The following is an 18,517-nucleotide window of genomic DNA, read 5'->3' as shown; positions in this document are numbered from 1 at the left end:
TTGTATGTATTTATCTGATAATAAATGATTTGTTGGGTTAGTTTTCCCTCATTCCGTCATAGTAATGATTGAGGAGGTCGATGATAAATCATAAAAAATCAGTGATAGTTGAACCTCAATCTATGGATTTTTCTATTTTTGCACTTGTTTTAGACTTGTCTGGGTTTTGCTTGGGTCAGGCTTGAAAGCTCTTTTGAGGATATTTTTTGTTTTTAAGAGGAGGATAGCAGGCTGTCTGACGAAAGAAAGCGGGGAAAAGGTCGAAAGAAAACATGAAAATGACCGGATAATATTTTTTATTGGAAAAGTCAGACAGACTCGAATGGTTTATTAACTTGTATATAATAGGCAATGAAAAATTATATTTTTTCTTTTTGTATTTTCCTGTCGTTGGTTTGGACAAGCTGTACCGTTTCCAAATCTGTGGTTTCACAAGGTGCTGATTTGGCAAAGTATAAATATGTGGCAGTAATTGATAATGGTACATACAGAATGCCACCTGAATTAGTGCAGTATCAGATACAATTATATGATGCAGTAGAACAATCCGGACTGACTATGATAGGTCAATATCGTATTGATGATTTGACGCAGGGAGAACAATCCTCTTTGTTGCTCGCGACATTCGGTGTCGCTATAAAACAAGAAGAAACCGTAATAACGGTTAACTTCATAGACTTTAATACAGGCCGTCCGTTAGCATCTTGTCAAGGAGCTTACACTACGCTTGGAATCAGTCCGGGCTCTGATATCAAAGGCGCTCTTAAACGTGTTGGCGAACAGATTTCAAAGACTTTTAATAAATAAATTTATGACGCTCAAGAATCTGAAATTAGCTTTATTGGCTGTCATGAGTGTCATGTGGGCGGGTTGTGATAAGGAGACCTCTCTTGATGATACTTATGCCGATATACTCCTGTATGTATCTGAAACGACTGTTTGGGAAACCATTGGCAGTGGTGGGACTCCTGCAGTAGAGTATATGCAAGTCAAGGAAAAGCACAGTGCAGAATGGCAGAGACTTGCTATGGGCAGTATCAAGGGGTTCGACTATGTACACGGACATGCGTACGAGCTGGAAGTGCGCAAGACAATACTTGCCAATCCACCGGCTGATGCCTCAAATACCACTTACACTCTGCTTGAAGTTATAAGTGACGTGCCTTCTGTTACGCCAAAACCTGACGAGCTGCCTGAAGAAGCAAAATTCAAACTTAAAATGGTGCAGCTTACTCCTTTTATGAACCTTGACACGCCATTGGCAGCACCTTTCGATTTCCTGACGTTCAGGATACTTGATCATCAGGATGAATATATTTTTCCCGGCAGACCGGAGTTCCTGCAATATTATGATTCGATTGTTATGTCTTCTCCCGTTTTGCCGGATACGTATTGCGTTTACCGGAAATTTGCGGATGAAAGTGGTACGAGTGAAGAGTTTACTTCCCAATGGAGTTCTCATTTCTTTGAGAAAAGAGATTTTCCGATTTCTCTCAAAGGATATAAGGATAACGAAGTAAAGTATGAGTCTTCAATAACCCAGATAATGCGTGAGAGGGATTTCCTTGGGGTAGATTGGAAGAATGGAGCTGTGGCGATTGCCAATCCCAAGACCAGTCTCATATATAGTATTCTCGATACCCGTTATGAGTTCCTTTTGACCGATACCCAAATGCTCAACGGTACCTGTTATGTAATCATAAAGGTGGCATTTTCCTCCGGACTCACGGATGCCGAATACCTCAAAAGGCAGGAAGCCGGGTTGAGGTGGCTGTTGGAGAAGCATTTGGGCAAACACCCATCGCAGACTGCTGCCGACTTTAAGACGCTTCCTCAAGATGCCGACATTGTAGAAATTTATGGAAATAACACTACACGTGCAGCATTACTTCATAGTAAGGGTGATGACACTCATGAAGAATACTACTATGTTATAGCGGAACCGAAGTAATGGTGATTGGGTTAGTTCCGTAAAATAAGCAAAATTGTAATGTCTTTTACCGGAAATGTCATCTATGGGAATTTGTCATGGTTAAAGTGGAAATCTGCCTCTCCATTTTTTTCTTTTATTTTATGACGATACCATTATTCCCCGACCATGCTCTTGAAAGCGTGACCGGGGAGTAATGGTAATGGATACAATAATACGTTTTTTCTGTAGAATGTGTATTGGGGCGGGCAGTCATTGAATCTGTCCCCGTATCTCTCGGGCTTGCCTTTGTTTACCTGTATGTTATCGACAATACGTCACCGTTTGACAAAGTGATGTCGTACAGCTCTTTATCGGCATTGGCATCAATTTTCTTTCCATTGATTTCAAGTACCGGCACACCCCATTTCTCAGGCAGATATACCCGGAATACATGCTCTCGGGTAGCCTTGATTTCGGCATTCGACAATCGTTTTTGAGCCCATTTCATATCGATGACAAGGCCGCCTTGGGCGCAGATTCCTTTCACCTCGCCTTTATCCCAACTGTCCGGTATGGCAGGCAAGAACTCTATAAACCCGTCGTAACTTTGCAGTAACATTTCAGACATTCCCGATACGGCAGCTTCGTTAGCATCGAAACTGAAGATATCCGATTCCGCACCCGCAATGCCGGCTGGAGATACGGTCATCAGGTTCTCACGGGAGAAGACCCGGTATAGACCCAGTAACGATTCATAAGCCTTCGCCCCGTCTTTCATTCGGGCAAAGAAGTTTATCATGTTCGCGCGGCTCCATTCCGTATCCTCCCATCCCGGAGCGTTCAACTGGCTTTCTATCGATTTTCTCGAAGCAGCCATTAGTTCGGGAGTTTGAGTATAAGAGATTTGCCCCAGAGGATACAAGGCGACCAGATGGGACGAATGCCGGTGGCTCGGATCACTGCGTTCCACATCCATAAGCCACTCTTGTACCTTCCCGCTTTTTCCTATCATCAGAGGGGGCAACTTCTTGATGTCTCGTTCCAGACGCTCTTTGAAGTCTGCATCTACATTCAATATTTCCGCCGATGCGATACAAGCCTGATATATGTCGTACACGATAGCCCGGTCGATGGTCGGCATCATGGACATGCACCAGTCGCCGTTATTATATCTGAACGAGTTCTCCGGCGAGATGCTGGGACCCGTTACCAGATAACCCGTATTCGGGTCTTCCACCATGTAATCCACAAAAAACTCGGCCGTTTTCTTCAATAGCGGATATCCCGTAGTACGCAAGTAATCCGTATCCTTGGTATATAGATAATGATTCCACAAGTGGGTAGCTATCCAGGCACCCGCCGTTACGTTCAGCCCCCAGCCGACACCGCCTCCCGGAGCTGTATATCCCCATGCATTGGTGACGGTATGTGCCACCCATCCGTTGCAGCCATACACTTTCCGGGCTGTTTCATGTCCGGCTTTGGCCAATTGCCCGATATAGTCGAACAGAGGCAGGTTGCATTCAGGCAAGTTTGCCACATTGGCCGACCAATAATTTTGTTGTATATTGATGTCCAGATGGTAGTCGCATGTCCAGGGCATATTGCAAGCCAGATTATCGTTCCAGATGCCTTGTAAGTTGGCTGGCAGAGGACAACCCGGACGAGAACTGGAGATAAGCATGTAACGTCCATATTGGTAAAATAAAGCATCGAGCGAAACATCCTCCTTACCCGATTTTACATTTGCCCACCGCTTGTCGGTCGCTATATCCTCCGTCGGTGTACCCAACGAGATTTTCATACGGTCGAATAGGCTCTTGTAATCTTCTATATGTCGTTGTTTCAGAGATTGGTACCCGGTGTTTGCTGCGGCCTGTAAGTTCTCGAAGCAGATTTGGGGATAATCTTCTGTCTGGTAATTGGTACGGATATCGGCTAAGATAACCAGTTCGTTAGCCCCTTTTATGGTCAGAGTAGAGTCCGATACGATGATTTCACCGCCGTTCGGGTACACGTTGAAAGTGCCGTTGAAGCTGACGCCGCCCGGGCCCAAATTCGGGAACAGAGCTATACCGGCCGTTACCAGACCTTTTTTGCTGGCAACGGAGGTTCCCTGCCTGAGCAAGTCTAAGGAGAGTGTTGTCGTTATTTTCCCGGGTTGGTCTGCCGTAAAACGCATGGCGATAACCTCGTCGGGGTGGCTGCAAAAATACTCCCTTGAATATCGCGTATTACCCTTTTTGAAAGAGACCGTCGAGACAGACTCGTTGAGGTTCAACCTTCGGGTATACTCCTCGGTCGTTTCCGTGTCGTATTCGAACTTTATTTTCAAATCACCCAAAGGCAAGTGTGTGCCGAACGATTTTCCCTTTCCCGAAAGATGCTGGGTTCCCAAGTGGTTACCCTCTTCGATTTTCCCCTGAAAAAATAGCTCCCGTATCTTTTTCAGGTTTTCAGGCCCGCACAAGTCGTTTTGAGTGGAGTCCGGTTGTCCCGACCACAAGGTAATTTCATTCAGGGCGATGGTTTCCTCCTCTATCCCTCCATATATCATGGCACCCAAGCGTCCGTTGCCTATTGGCATTGCTTGCATCCATTCGTTCGCGGGTTGTTCATACCAGAGAGAGAGCTCATCGGCCGGTTGCGTACAGCAGCACAATGTGCCTGTACCTACTACTGTCGTTACGATAAAATGAGTCAGTTTGTTTGGTTTCATTGTTATATATTTGATAGGGTTGTTGATTCGCATTTTGCTTTTTCATTATTGGGGTGCGTTTCTCATCTCCAAAAAGATTGCCCGTTTTCTTGTTTTATATATAAAGTGTTGAATATTAAATAATTAATTTATATTCCCCGAATCGGTATACCAGAAGATAAGAAGCGCTTGTTCCACTCTCGGGGATGTATTCCGATTGGCGTGTTTGCCGTTATATGCCTCAGTTTCCCTTTATGAGGGGGAACGAAGAAGCATCATATGACAAATAATAGCACATTTGTCGCAAGATATGTCTCATGACCGCTCTTCTCTCCGGAGGTAAAATCTTGTTAAAAGATTATTTTTTCTCCGGTTTTTGGCTGATTTGTACAATTTTTTGCTACATTATTTATATATTTTTGTTTTTCTCGGCTCTGCTGTTTTTGGAAAATTCCTTCGGAGTAATACCGAATTGGTTGAAAAACATCTTGCTGAAATACGAAGGCGAATTTATCCCGACCATAAAGCAGATTTCTGCAATTTGGTACTCGCTTTCCTGAATGAGGGCAGCCGCTTTTTTCAACCGTATGAGTTTGATAAACTCTACCGGAGAGAGGGTAGTGGTCTGCGTTACTTTCCGGTGCAGGCTTGAGCGGCTGATACACATGTTATCGGCAAGGAATTGTACGTTCAAGTCCGGATTCGTGATATTTGATTCGATGATACCGATTACCTTTTCAAGAAATTTTTCATCATTCTTGTTTACCTTCATCTTCTGTATCGGGAAGAAAGGCTTATTCAAGAATGCTTTCTTCTCTTTCTCTCTGTTTTTCAGCAACATCAAGAGATGTTTGTGCAAGTATTTAAACGATACCGGCTTTTCGATATAAGCATCGGCACCCATTTCGAGACTTTCCAGTTTACTGTCCATGTCGGTTTTTGCCGTTAGCATCACGACAGGGATTTGAGCCAGGTCTTCTTGGGATTTGACGGTTTTGCACAGTTCCAGTCCGCCCATTTCAGGCATTACCATATCGCTGAGTATGATGTCGATATATACTTGCCCCAGTATTTTCAGAGCCTCTTTCCCGTTCTCCGCTGTATATACATTGAAGTATTGCCTGAGCTGTTCCGATAAGAACGATATCACATCCGGGTCATCTTCTACGACGAGGATAGTATATTCTTTTTGAGAAGCCGGTTCGGCTGTATCTTTGGAGACGGTAAGGGTCGATGCTGTTTTTACGGTCGGTTCGTCATCGATAATCGGCTGTATCTGTTTTTCCTTTTCCGGGCCTGTTTCCGGTTCGTAAACGTCCGTTGCATGAGTCTTTATCGGAACCGATAAGCAGAATGTAGTGAGAGGAGCCGTACCGTCCAACGTCAGTTCGGCATGGTTCAGAGTAGCCAGTTTCTGGGCGAGCGACAGCCCGATACCGCTTCCCGATATTTTTGAGTCTTTGGTGGTTCTGAAAAACGGTTCGAAAACTTTCTTGCTTAGCTCCGGTGGGATAGGAGTCCCGTCGTTGATAACCCGGATGACGGCAATTTCGTCCTGCTCTACAAGCTCCACCCGTATATATTTCTCAGAATATTTCATGGCGTTGTTAAGCAAGTTGCTGATGATTTTGGTAAAAGCCTCGGGGTCTATATAAGCTACCAGATTGTCCTTGCATATTTCCACGACTATTTTTTTCCCCATCTGCTCTATCATAGGGTCAAACCGGTATATCGTATTATTCAGCAGTTGGTTTAGGTTGGTATTTCGGAAATTCAAGATAAACCGGTTTTCATCTACCTTACGGAAATCCAGTAATTGGTCTATCAAGTTGAGCAGGCGTTTCACGTTCTGTTCTATGATAGGCAGGTTCTTTTTGATGACATCCGGTGACTCCTCACTTTCCAGTATGTTCTCCAACGGCCCGTTGATGAGGATGCAAGGAGTTCGTATTTCGTGTGCGATAGCCGTGAAAAATTCTATTTTGGCATTATACAACTCCTTCTCGTGTTCCTTTTCGTACAGTATCTGTTGCTTCTCATAATGATTTTTCAGCTTGCGGTTGTATAATACGATAAAAATCACAAAACCGCAGCATACAAGAAGGACATATATTGTGTTGGCAATATTTGAGCGCCACCAAGGAGCCTCGATGACGATTTCCAGAGCCGTGCTGTTTTCGAGCCAGTTACCGAAACTGTCGGTAGTGCTCACTAAAAAAGTATAAGTTCCCGGCGACAAGTTGGTATATGATGCATTCGGATGGTCGGTGCATATAATCCAGTCTTTATCGAAGTTATCCAATTTATATCTGTAACGCTTCGTCCCGGAAGAAGAAAACAGCAATGCGCTGAAATTTAACGATATACTGTTCTGGTCATGGTTCAGTACAATTTTGTCGGTGTGAGTGATGTTCGACTGTAGAGGAGAATTATCGGTATCGATGTTGATTTCCTGATTGAATATTTTCAGTTTGGTGATACATACGACAGGTGTTATTTTGTTCTCATGAGTCTTATTGGGAGATATGGCTATCAAGCCGCGGGTACTGCCGAAAAACAATTTCCCTGAGCGGGTTTTTATCGCCGATTTGTAGTTGAACTGATTGTTGAGCAAGCCGTCTTTCTCAGTAAAAGTATATATATCTTCCGTCTGAGGGTTGAATCTGACCAGCCCATGTTCCGTCCCGAACCATAAATTCCCGTCATTGTCCTCTACGATTTTATACACCATATCGTCCGGTAACCCGTCCTGCTTTCTCCAGTGCCTGAAACTATTGGTAGCCTCGTCGTATTTGCACAGCCCTCCCCGGTCAGTCGAGAACCATAAGTTACCCTTTTCATCCTCGGTGATGCTGCTTACCGAGTTGCTGCTGAGGCTGCCCGGCTTGTTCGATTCGGTATAGTGTTCGAGAGCCTGGTTCATGGGGTTGAGTTTGAACACTCCGCTTCCCAGAGTACACACCCAGATATATCCTTTGGAGTCCTCATAAATATCATGGACGAAGACCGAGCCGAACTCGTTGTGCCGCTGGAAATGTATCTTGTCGCGGCTCGACGAGTACACTCCCCAGCCATTGCCTATCCAGATACGGCCTTTTTTGTCCAGATGCATGGCCCATATGCTCGACTCGTCTATGCCCAGTTCCTCCTGGCTCAAATGTTGTACATTCAAAGTCTTGCTGTCATATATATCAATACCGTTTTTAAAAAGCCCTACCCATACCCGGTCTTGGTCTATCACGATTCCTTGCGGTATTCGCTGTATGCCTCCGCTGGGGATGATTTGCCGGAAAGTCTCCTGCTTCTGGTTAAACAGGGCGATACCGTTATCCTCGGTACATATCCATATATTCCCGCTCTCATCCTCTGCCATGTCTCGTATCACCCTCCCGCAGATGGAGTGGGGCGACATGTTCGGTTCGTATCTCTCCATTTCTATCGTCTGGGTCGGAATATAACAAGCCCCTTCGAAGCGGGAACCTATCCATATCCCCCCTTCACGATCCTGGTACATGCTGTACACCTTGTTATCGGGCAAGCTGTTCTGTGACATCGGATTGTAACGTATGTTTTTGAAATACCCCTGTTCCTCGTTGATGACAAAAATACCCTGTTCGGTTCCCACCCACAATTCCTGGTTGAAGACCTGTAAGTCGCGTATGATGCTGTAATGCACGTCTGGGCAGTTGACTACCGAGAAAGTATTGGTTTTGCGGTCATATTTTTTGAGTTTGCCTTCGTGTATCCCCAGAATGATAAAATCATTATATTCACATATACAATAAATAAGCTCATCCTTTATACTTACCCCGTTGCGGTCGGTGATGTGTTGTTCGAACGACTGGCTTTGTGCATTATACAGATATATGCCGTCTTTATTGGTACCCACCCATATATCCCCCGATTTCAATATGGCAAGACATTGCGGGTGCTTGTACGTATGGCTGTTTATCGACGACAACAAGAACTGTTTCAGTTCATGGCTCTCTTTATTATATCTGAAGACACCCTGATTGGGTACGATAATCCAGATGTTGTTTTCGTTATCTTGCTTGATTTGGGCTATCCAGTCCTGTATGACTACCCCGTTGGGCGTAGCCACCGTAAATTGGGAAAAACTGTCATTCTTCGAATTGTAGATAAATATACCCCGGTCTGTCCCTATCCATAAGTCCCGGTCCCTATCCTCGAAGAGAGACGATATATTGTTGTTGCCCGCCCCGGTTGTTTCGTCATGGCAGTTATACATTTTTACTTCATACCCGTCATACCGGTTGAGACCGTTACGTGTGCCTATCCATATAAATCCGTCATGGTCTTGCACAATGGCCTTCACGTTATTATGCGACAAACCTTTTATCGGGGTGAAGTAGTACCTGCTTGAAAATTCGGATATCTGTAACGGATGTCCGGCAAATGCATTCAGGAAGAAAAGGAGAATCAAAAAGTGTTGTTTCATAGTTGTCAATGTATGTTGCAAATATATGAGAAGTTGTCAAAGTAGACTGTCCGAAATTTGCATAAAAATAAAACAAATGTCGCATTTTTGCCCTTTGAGCCTTTCTCTGGTTTCGGTTTTCATATAAATCACTCATTTCCCTCGTATCATGCACAATACCTTATTTAGGGAGATAGTCGGATCCGGCAGGGCATGAAATCATAGAACCTGGTAAATATATAGAGAAGGAGTCCGTCTCCGGCGATATACAGAATATGTCTTTCTGTCACAAATGTGTCAAAATGATTTTCCTTTATTTTCAAATTCCCGATAATGCAACATTTGTTATAGTATATGAAAAAAAAGCGTTCTTTTCTTTCTCCAATAGTTTCTACTTTTGAATCTGACAAAAATAAAGGATTTTTTACCTTTTCAGAGAACATATATTAAAATAGGATGGAAAATTTAGACAAGTTCTTAATGAATGAAAATCTGATATGGAAACACAATAAGTTTATCGATACATGCGGATATAAGTTTGCTAAAGTAAATAAATAACAGTTTATAATTCTATTTCTAATACTAAATAAATTCAGCAATGCCAATAAAATTTAATCAAAAAATTGTATGCGTTTTGTTGTGCCTGGTACTGTGCAGTCCGTTCTTTTTTTCCTGTAAGGACGATTACATATACGACGACCGGGAACCCGACAACTTGAATGCCAGTATTTACGATTATCTTAAAAGTGAAGGCGATTTTACGTACTTTTTAAGGCTAATCGACGATATGGGGTATACGGAGACCCTTTCCCGTACCGGGAGTAAAACCCTTCTTCCCGCACGGGACGAAGCCTTCGAACGTTTTTTCAAAAACAACTCTTACGGAGTGGCCGGATATGACGACCTTACTCCGGTGCTCAAACGCATGATTATGAATTCCAGTATGATAAATATGGCTTACTTATCATACATGCTTTCCAATGTAGGTTCTACAAGCTCTTCATCGGGCGAGGGGCTGGCCATGAGAATCAACTCATCCAACACTTTTATCGATAACGTCCCTTTCTATGACAACGAAGATTTGTTCAATGGTAACATATATTGGAAAAGATTTGCCGGCAAGGGGCTTTACCTCTCCGACAACGGTACAGCTCCACTCGTACACTTTACGCCCTCGTTTATGAGCACGTTGGGGGTTACTTCCGATGACTTTTCCGTTTTTTCCAATGGCAAGACTTTCACTCTGGGCAGTGATATATATATAAATGACACCAAAGTCGTACAGGCCGATATCATTTGTAAAAACGGCTATATCCATATCATGGAAGACCTTCTGCTACCGCTCGACAATATGGATAAGATTATCGAAAACGATAGCCAGACACGGATATTTTCTTCCTTGATGAGCCGTTTCTGTGCTCCCTACTATGACCCCGATATAGAAGCCCGGATACGGAGTTATTACGACGGTACGACTCCGGACAAGACGATACCCGCCGATTCTATTTTCATAAAGAAATATTTTACCGAGTCCAATGCCATAGACCCGTACGAGAAATCGATGGAAAATTACGGCCTGCTTTATTTCGACCCTGCCGACAATTCCTATCCCTCTTCAGCGAAGACAGATATAGGAGTTATGTTTGTCCCCACCGATGAGGCGATGGACAATTATATGAACGGTACTCAAGGAGCCTACTTGAAAGACGTGTATGGTTCTTGGGAAAATGTCCCTACCGATTTGCTGGCACTGTTCATAAAAAACCATCAAAAACGCTCTTTTACCGCTTCTTTGCCCCATACATGGGAGACCATGACCGACGAAAGCAGTTTCGATATGAATGTTTCCAGAAACGATGTCGTGCGTAGCTATTGGGGGTGCAACGGTATCGTATATGTAACCAACAAAGTATATCCGCCTATCGATTACCAGAGCGTGTACGGCTCTGCAATGGCAAGCTCCTTGACACAAGTGATGAAAGTTGCCATCAAGGACACCGAAATGAAATTCTTCTATTTCCTGCGGTCGATGGAGAACCGGTACAACCTTCTGGTGCCTACCGATGCGGCCATGAAAAATTATCGTGACCCCATATCCTGGGGGCTGGCGGCCAATGGTGAGGCATCCGACCGCCAAATATGGGATTTCTATCTCGAAAACAACCAGTTGAGAGCCGATATCTACGCAAGCGATGCCCTGGGAAACAAAGGAGCCAAGATAAAGACCATCGGAAAAGAAACCGATGAAATGTATATGATACGGAACCGCTTGTCCGACTTGCTCGATATGCACATCATTGTAGCCGACAAGGAAAACGACGTCTTGTCGGGCGATATAGACGAAGGCATGAAATATGCCATGACAAAAGGAGGGTCTGTCGTTAAAATCGATGGTACGAACGATGCCATACAACTCGCCGGAGGCGGTAATATGGAAAGCGGGCAAGAGCCGGCGACAATCGTGCATCTCGACAACGGTTCATTGGCACGTTATGAGTCCGACAACGGGCGCACTTTCTTCATAGACCATATCATGCAAGACCCCTTCAAGTCGGTATATACCGTTCTCAAGGAACACGATGAGTACAAAGCCTTTTTTGAATTGTGCGAAGGCAACAGTACGGTCTTTTCCTATTTCAAGGACGATGAAGACATCGTCCCGGTTTTCGACCGGAGCGTTACGCAATCTTCTGCCGGGCTGGGATACGTTGTGAAGTCGTTCAACAACTTCCGGTATACCGTATTTGTCCCCACTGCCGAAGCGCTTCGAAAAGCCTTCGACGAAGACCCCGACCTCTGTACTTGGGAAGAAATAAATGCCGAGACTAACCCCGCGAAGAAAAAGACGAAATGCCTGTACCTTCTCAATTTCTTGAAATACCACTTTATGGACAATCTGGTACCGGTCTCAGGCAAACCCTTCGGCAATCTGACCTATGAGACGGCATCCCGTACCCCGTCAGGAAAATTCAATAAAGTCACCCTGTATAGCAATACCGGCAATGACTTGAATATCGAGTGTACCGATACCGGAGTGAAAGCATCGGTCGTTACAGCCGACCGGTCCTTATATAATGTTCTTGCCCGGGATTATATAGTAGACAATAGCGATATAAAATCGGCGACCAATATACTCTCCTCCTCACGGGTAGTGATACATCAAATAGATCATGCCTTAAAAGCTCAGTAAATAATATATAAAGTATAAGTATCATGAATAATCATCTGAAATATATATTTTTAATTGTCTTGTGCTGTGTGCCGGTATGGGCTTTCGGACAAGCAGGCCAGATTATTACCGGACGTCTGTATTCCGAGACTGAAGGCGAGCTGATAGGTGCTGCTATTGTCGAAGTCGACAAGAACGGCCGTATCCTCTCTTCTACGGTGACCGACTACAGCGGTAACTTTTCTTTGAAAATAAAAAGCGAGTCGAGCAAGCTGAAGTTCTCCTATGTCGGCTACAAGTCCATTGAGATGCCCATAGGGCAAAGGCGTAAGTTCGATGTCAAGCTTGAGAGCGCTACCGAAATCAAGGAAGTAGTAGTCTCTGCCCAGCGGATGTATTCGGGCGGTGGGCTTCCCATTCCGGAAATCGAATTCTCCGGAGCCATGCAGCGCATCAGTACCAAGGCTTTCGAGGGCCTCTCGGTAGCCTCTATCGATGAAGCTCTTCAAGGGCGTATCTCAGGACTGGATATCGTCGGCAATTCGGGTGACGTAGGTAGTGGTTCCTCATTGCGTATCCGGGGTATCACCTCCATCAACTCCAGTTCTACACCTCTTATTTTGCTCAACGATATACCCTTCGAAAGCAATATAGATGCTTCTTTCGATTTTGCAACCGCGACTCAAGACCAGTTTGCCACTCTATTGAACATCAGCCCCAGCGATATCGAAGAAATATCGGTACTCAAAGATGGAGCCGCAGCGGCTATCTGGGGGTCGAGGGGAGCCAATGGCGTAATCTCTATTACGACCAAAAAAGGAGTTACCGGCCCCACAAGAGTCTCATACACATACCAGTTTTCCGCATACCAGCAACCCCAAGGTATCAAGATGCTCAACGGTGACGACTATACCATGCTGATGAAGCAGGCCTATTTCAATCGCAATCAGAACGAAGCAGACAGCGATATTCCCGCATTCAATTATGACCCTATCGGGAACGCCGATGAGTACGAAAATTACAATAACAATACCGATTGGGTCGATGCTGTGACACAGATAGGTCTTACACACGACCACAATTTCTCTATATCGGGAGGAGGAGATAAGGCACGTTTCCGGGCGTCCCTCGGATATTACAACCAGACCGGTACCATAATCGAGCAGGAGATGAAGCGTATCTCTGCCCGTATGAACCTGGAATATCAGGTATCTTCCCGTTTGAAGTTCATTTCTGATTTTTCGATTACCAATACTGACAATAACAAGAGTTACGACATCTACAACAGTGCCGATGACAAGTGGTACGGGCTTCTCGATATCGCCTACAAGAAAATGCCCAATGCCTCTATTTACCGGCAAGATGCCAACGGCAACGATACGGGGGTCTTCTTCAATGTCTCTCAGAATGAGCCCGGTCTGTCCAACGAACAGAAAAACATATACCTCAATCCCGTAGCGTTGGCAAAACTGGCCTCTTACAAGCAGTCCAATATGCGTATCATTCCCACGTTGCGCCTGCAATACGATTTTCTCGATCCCGATGTGCAGAAGCTCCGTTACAACGGGTACGTAACCTTCGACCTGGAAAATGTGCACGATGCCAAATTCTTGCCCAGAGAGGCTACCACGTTTGAGTGGAATCGCGAAGAAGTAAACCGCTCTTATAACAAAGATGCCGAGGCATTGACTATCCTTACCGACCATAACCTCACTTGGTCACCCAATTTGGGCGATGACCACTCACTGCTCTTGTACGGTTCATGGCAGATGCAAGTAGGTAGCTCGCAATATCAGGAATTCGAGAAATACGGCATACCCTCCTATATGATAACAGGTACGTCGGCAGCTTCCAATATCAAGACCTTCAGCAGTGCATCGTCGCAGATGCGTACTATGGCTTTTCTGGCCCGCGCCCACTATCTGCTCCTCAATCGCTATGTTTTCGACGGTACATTGCGTTTCGATGGCAGCACCCGGTTCGGATACAACAACCGGTGGGGGATGTTTCCGGCACTGTCCGGAAAATGGATTATTTCACGCGAACCCTTTATGGAAAGAGCACAATCTTGGATGTCAGAGTTTTCTTTGCGTTTGGGGTGGGGTGTGACAGGTAACCAGCCCGATAAGGAATACCTCTATTTCAGCCGCTATAACGGTAGCTGGACCGACGGCAACAATTATATCGATATCTCCACCATAAAACCCGCATCGCTGAAGCTGGCCAACCTGAAATGGGAGCGTTCGTCATCATACAATGCCGGTATCGACTTGAACCTGTTCGACTATCGTTACCATCTCGACGTGAATGTATATCACCGTCGTACCGAAAACCTTTTGTTCAAAGACCAGAGTATCCCGTCCTCATCGGGCTTCTCTTCCATATCCTACATCAATGCCGGTACGATGGACAATGACGGCTGGGAGTTGAATTTCAATACCAACCGCATGTTGCAGTTCGGCGACTGGACTATCGATTTCAACCTGAATTTTTCCAACTATATCAATACCATTGTTGAGTTGGACGAAAATGTCCTGAAAAGCTATAACAAAGACTTTGACTATAAATCGGGCAGCGATTATCTGACCCGCATACAGGTCAATAACTCATTCGGTTCCATATACGGTTTCAGGTATAAAGGTGTGTATCAGTACGACACCTATAAAGAAGGCCGCGGAGGAACCTGCCCTGTCGTCTATGATGCCAACGGCAACGTTGTCAAAGACAGTTACGGTAATCCCATACCGATGTATTATGCCTACGGAACATCCAATGCCTATAAGTTCAGGGGTGGAGATGCCATTTACGAAGACGTCAACCACGACGGTTCTATCGATGAGCTGGATATCGTATATCTGGGCAATTGCAATCCCAAACTCAACGGAGGTTTCGGTACGACAATCCGGTACAAACGCTTTACGCTGAATGCATTCTTCAACTTCCGGTACGGGAACAAAATCATCAACAACGCCCGCCGGTATGCCGAGAACATGTATTCCGACAACAACCAGTCTATCGCTACCAATTGGCGTTGGAGAAAAGACGGAGACGTTACCGAGATACCCCGGGCTCTGAATGGAGCCGGTTACAACTGGCAACCGAGCGACCGTTTTGTCGAAGACGGCTCATTCCTCCGCTTCAAACAACTCACGCTGAACTATTCCGTAGACCCGAAAATATTGAAAAAAGCCAAGATGCAACAATTGAATTTTTCTTTGACACTCAACAATCTGGTGACATTTACCAAATACACCGGAGTCGACCCCGAAGTCTCCATCAATGATGTAGGTATGGCTATCGACGAGAACCGTACGCCGCGTTCACGTTACCTTACCGTAGGCGTGACAGTAGGGTTCTGATGAGTACCGCATTCCATGTTTTACAATCCGAATAAGAAAAAAATTATGAAACAGATACGATATATAATAAAAGCGACCCTCCTTTCGGCAGCCATTGCATGTACCTCGTGCGACGACTGGTTCAGTATCTACCCTGAGTCCGAAATGGTATATGAGGATTTCTGGGCCGACAAAAACGATGTGTTCAGCATGTTAGGGTCCTGTTACCGGGGTATGATTGAACCCGGCTTTATGGAGAGGCTCATTGTCTGGGGCGAGCTTCGTTCCGACAATGTAGTAGCCGGTCCTAACCTCTCGGCAGGAGACGATTTGCAATACCTTCTCGAAGCCAACGTGACATCATCCAACGGATATGCGTCATGGTCCGACTTCTACAAAGTCATCAACTATTGCAATACGCTCATACTGTATGCTCCCGATGTGAAAGACAAAGACCCCAATTTTACGCAAGAAGAGCTCGATATGTATCTGGCAGAGGCTAAGGCGGTACGGGCGTTCTGCTACTTCACTCTGGTACGCACCTTCCGCGATGTACCCTATATTACAGAGCCCTATACCGACGATACGCAAAATTTCTATATCGCCCAGACCTCTCCGGACCGGTTGGTCAACACCCTGATTGCCGACCTGGAAGCCTGCGTAGACGATGCCAATGACCGGTTCCCGCAACTGACATATACCAAAGGTCGTTTTACCAAAAACGGAATTCGGGCACTTATCGCCGATATGGCACTCTGGCAGGGAGACTATCAGAAGTGTGTGCAGTATTGCGACGACGTGCTTACCTATACGAAAAATTTTCTTGCTCTGGAGCCCTATTCCAAGTACAATTACAACGTGTTCATTGCAGGAAACTCTACCGAAAGTATTTTCGAATTGCAATTTATACAGGAAAATATCCCCAACTATGTTGTCAATGAGTTTTACGGACGTTCCGGCTCAGGCTCTACCCGCAACACATACCAGAAGTTGTCGGCATATGACCTCTGTCAAGACAATGCCAATTCCCTTTTCGGAGAAACCGATGTGAGAAAATACGATGCATTCTTTAAATCCGGCAGTGCCGCCATGATACCCATACAGAAATATGTGGCGATGCGCACCGAGAGTGCTACCGGGACTGTACGGGAATCTGACTACACCATCGTGTCTAATTCCAAAAACTGGGTGGTCTATCGGCTCTCAGACATATACCTGATGAAAGCAGAAGCTCTGGCGACGATAGGAACCGACTTGCAGGGCGCACTCGATATGGTATCCAAGACCTACGACCGTGCCAATCCGACATTGAACGCCGGTTCCTTGCAACTCTCCAGCTACAATACCCCCGACGCCATGCGGAAGTTGGTACTCGACGAGCGGCAGAGAGAATTCATCTTTGAAGGAAAACGCTATTTCGACCTTATCCGGCTGGCCCGGTATGAGAAATCGACCGAAAATATAGTGTCCAATTATCTCTTGCGAAAATACGGAAATCTCGACCAGTCGACGACAAAGAGCAAGCTGAATACCATGGATGCCATTTACATGCCCATATCGGCTGATGAACTGAAGCTCAATTCTTTGCTCGTGCAGAATCCGTTCTATGATATTTCTTCAGACGTAACTAAATAAAAAACAACCATGATACGAAAAAAATATATTTCAGCCATACGGGCCCCGAAAGTAATGCGCAAGGTATTTATCCTGTGTGCCATTATTTCAGGAACACTCACTTCTTGCAACAGCGACGACATCGTAGGCGATGCATACTATACCTTTGTAGGAGAGACGGTGGCATCCTTCTGCGATAACAATCCCCAATTCTCTACATTCGCCCGCCTGATACACGACACAGGAAACTATTCGCTGCTTTCAGTCTATGGGCACTTCACTTGTTTTGCCCCGACCGACGACGCATTTTCGGCTTACTTCTCGGAAAACGGTACGACGTATGACGCACTGACCGATGCCAAAAAGCAGGAGATACTGTACAACCACATTATCCGTAGCGACTCATACGAATACACCTACGAAAAGTTTCAGGAAGGAGCCATAAGCACCCCTAACATGCGCGACCGCTTTATTGTTGTATCCTTCAACGTCAATGGCCAGGGACAGCGCGAAATCGTCATCAATAAAAATTCCACCATTACCGACTATAATAATGAATTGCACAATGGAGTACTGCATATTATCGACCGTGTGATAACCATGTCTGAGGAAGACCTCCCCTCTGTCATTCGGAACGATTCGCAAAACCGTTTTACCATCTTCTCGCAAGCGCTGGATGCCACCGGGCTCGGAGACACCATGCAGGAGATATATAACGACGATTACGAATCTCCCTATGCCGGCGGTACGGGTACGATTGATATCGGAGGCTGGACATTCAAAGTGCCCGATAAGGACAAGTTGGGATACACGGTCTTCTGCGAACCCGACGAACTGTTCAAGCGCAACAATATTACCGACCTCAACTCATTGCGCGATTATGCCGCCAATTATTATGGCCGCGAAGACTGGGACGATTACACCAGTTCGAAAAATCCGGTAAACAAATTTATTTCCTACCATATACTCAATCGGCAAATGGCTACCAACTCCTTTATTTATCAGGGAGCAGCCACTACGCCTACACCCGAAGCACAAAACAAACGTTACGAGTATTATGAGACCTTGCTGCAATACCGCTTGATAGAGATTAAGCCCGGTACCGGTGGTTACCAGCTCAATACCTCTACCGCTGACGAGAGCAAATGCGTCACCCTGAATGAGCAGCAAAGCAACATTAGCGGCGTAAACGGCTTTATCCATGTGCTCAACGACATACTCGTATATGACGAAAACTATATGACTTCGGACGTGCTCAATAAGCGCATCCGGTTCGATGCTTATGCTGTGCCCCCGCAGTTGACCAACAATAACATACGTTGGCAATTGGTCGATATGCAGGGCAATG

The 18,517-nt window shown here is 45.3% G+C and carries 8 protein-coding genes; 6 read left to right on the top strand and 2 right to left on the bottom strand.

What is annotated here, in order from left to right:
* Window positions 1-351 precede the first annotated feature (351 nt).
* Both BN2628_RS04280 and BN2628_RS04275 read left to right on the top strand, forming a co-directional pair.
* Window positions 352-807, top strand: coding sequence for a hypothetical protein (locus tag BN2628_RS04280; RefSeq protein ID WP_021931367.1), 456 nt, complete (start codon window positions 352-354; stop codon window positions 805-807).
* 4 nt (window positions 808-811) lie between these two features.
* Window positions 812-1,951 carry a DUF4377 domain-containing protein gene (locus BN2628_RS04275; protein ID WP_082430125.1) on the top strand — a complete coding sequence of 380 codons (1,140 nt, stop codon included), beginning with the start codon at window positions 812-814 and terminating at the stop codon, window positions 1,949-1,951.
* A 271-nt stretch (window positions 1,952-2,222) separates the two neighbouring features.
* Here BN2628_RS04275 and BN2628_RS04270 read toward each other — a convergent pair whose 3' ends face one another.
* Window positions 2,223-4,631, bottom strand: a complete 2,409-nt coding sequence (locus BN2628_RS04270; RefSeq protein ID WP_052431545.1) for a glycoside hydrolase family 95 protein — start codon at window positions 4,629-4,631, stop codon at window positions 2,223-2,225.
* 388 nt (window positions 4,632-5,019) lie between these two features.
* Window positions 5,020-9,069 (bottom strand): hybrid sensor histidine kinase/response regulator transcription factor, encoded by a 4,050-nt coding sequence (locus BN2628_RS04265; RefSeq protein ID WP_021931370.1) that lies wholly within the window; start codon window positions 9,067-9,069, stop codon window positions 5,020-5,022.
* A 577-nt stretch (window positions 9,070-9,646) separates the two neighbouring features.
* Between BN2628_RS04265 and BN2628_RS04255 the strand changes: the two genes are divergently transcribed.
* The 4 genes from BN2628_RS04255 to BN2628_RS04240 form a co-directional block, all read left to right on the top strand.
* The gene (locus BN2628_RS04255) at window positions 9,647-12,238 is read left to right on the top strand and encodes a fasciclin domain-containing protein (protein ID WP_055096145.1); all 2,592 of its coding nucleotides are present in this window, start codon (window positions 9,647-9,649) and stop codon (window positions 12,236-12,238) included.
* A 23-nt stretch (window positions 12,239-12,261) separates the two neighbouring features.
* On the top strand, window positions 12,262-15,576 hold the full coding sequence (locus BN2628_RS04250) for a SusC/RagA family TonB-linked outer membrane protein (RefSeq protein WP_055096144.1): 3,315 nt from the start codon (window positions 12,262-12,264) through the stop codon (window positions 15,574-15,576).
* A 45-nt stretch (window positions 15,577-15,621) separates the two neighbouring features.
* The gene (locus BN2628_RS04245; RefSeq protein ID WP_055096141.1) at window positions 15,622-17,190 is read left to right on the top strand and encodes a RagB/SusD family nutrient uptake outer membrane protein; all 1,569 of its coding nucleotides are present in this window, start codon (window positions 15,622-15,624) and stop codon (window positions 17,188-17,190) included.
* Between the two features lie 9 nt (window positions 17,191-17,199).
* The coding region (locus BN2628_RS04240; protein ID WP_055096139.1) for a fasciclin domain-containing protein at window positions 17,200-18,517 on the top strand (1,318 nt) is incomplete at its 3' end.

This window comes from Gabonia massiliensis, assembly GCF_001403595.1.
GTDB lineage: Bacteria > Bacteroidota > Bacteroidia > Bacteroidales > Coprobacteraceae > Coprobacter > Coprobacter secundus.
Note: the sequence above shows the minus strand (reverse complement) of the source record. Positions and strands in the feature narration are given on the sequence as shown.

What these genes read in the sequence shown, in the direction of transcription:
- BN2628_RS04280 (WP_021931367.1), top strand. Translation starts at nt 352, where the DNA reads ATGAAAAATTATATTTTTTCTTTTTGTATTTTCCTGTCGTTGGTTTGG.
- BN2628_RS04275 (WP_082430125.1), top strand. Translation starts at nt 812, where the DNA reads ATGACGCTCAAGAATCTGAAATTAGCTTTATTGGCTGTCATGAGTGTC.
- BN2628_RS04270 (WP_052431545.1), bottom strand. Translation starts at nt 4,631, where the DNA reads ATGAAACCAAACAAACTGACTCATTTTATCGTAACGACAGTAGTAGGT.
- BN2628_RS04265 (WP_021931370.1), bottom strand. Translation starts at nt 9,069, where the DNA reads ATGAAACAACACTTTTTGATTCTCCTTTTCTTCCTGAATGCATTTGCC.
- BN2628_RS04255 (WP_055096145.1), top strand. Translation starts at nt 9,647, where the DNA reads ATGCCAATAAAATTTAATCAAAAAATTGTATGCGTTTTGTTGTGCCTG.
- BN2628_RS04250 (WP_055096144.1), top strand. Translation starts at nt 12,262, where the DNA reads ATGAATAATCATCTGAAATATATATTTTTAATTGTCTTGTGCTGTGTG.
- BN2628_RS04245 (WP_055096141.1), top strand. Translation starts at nt 15,622, where the DNA reads ATGAAACAGATACGATATATAATAAAAGCGACCCTCCTTTCGGCAGCC.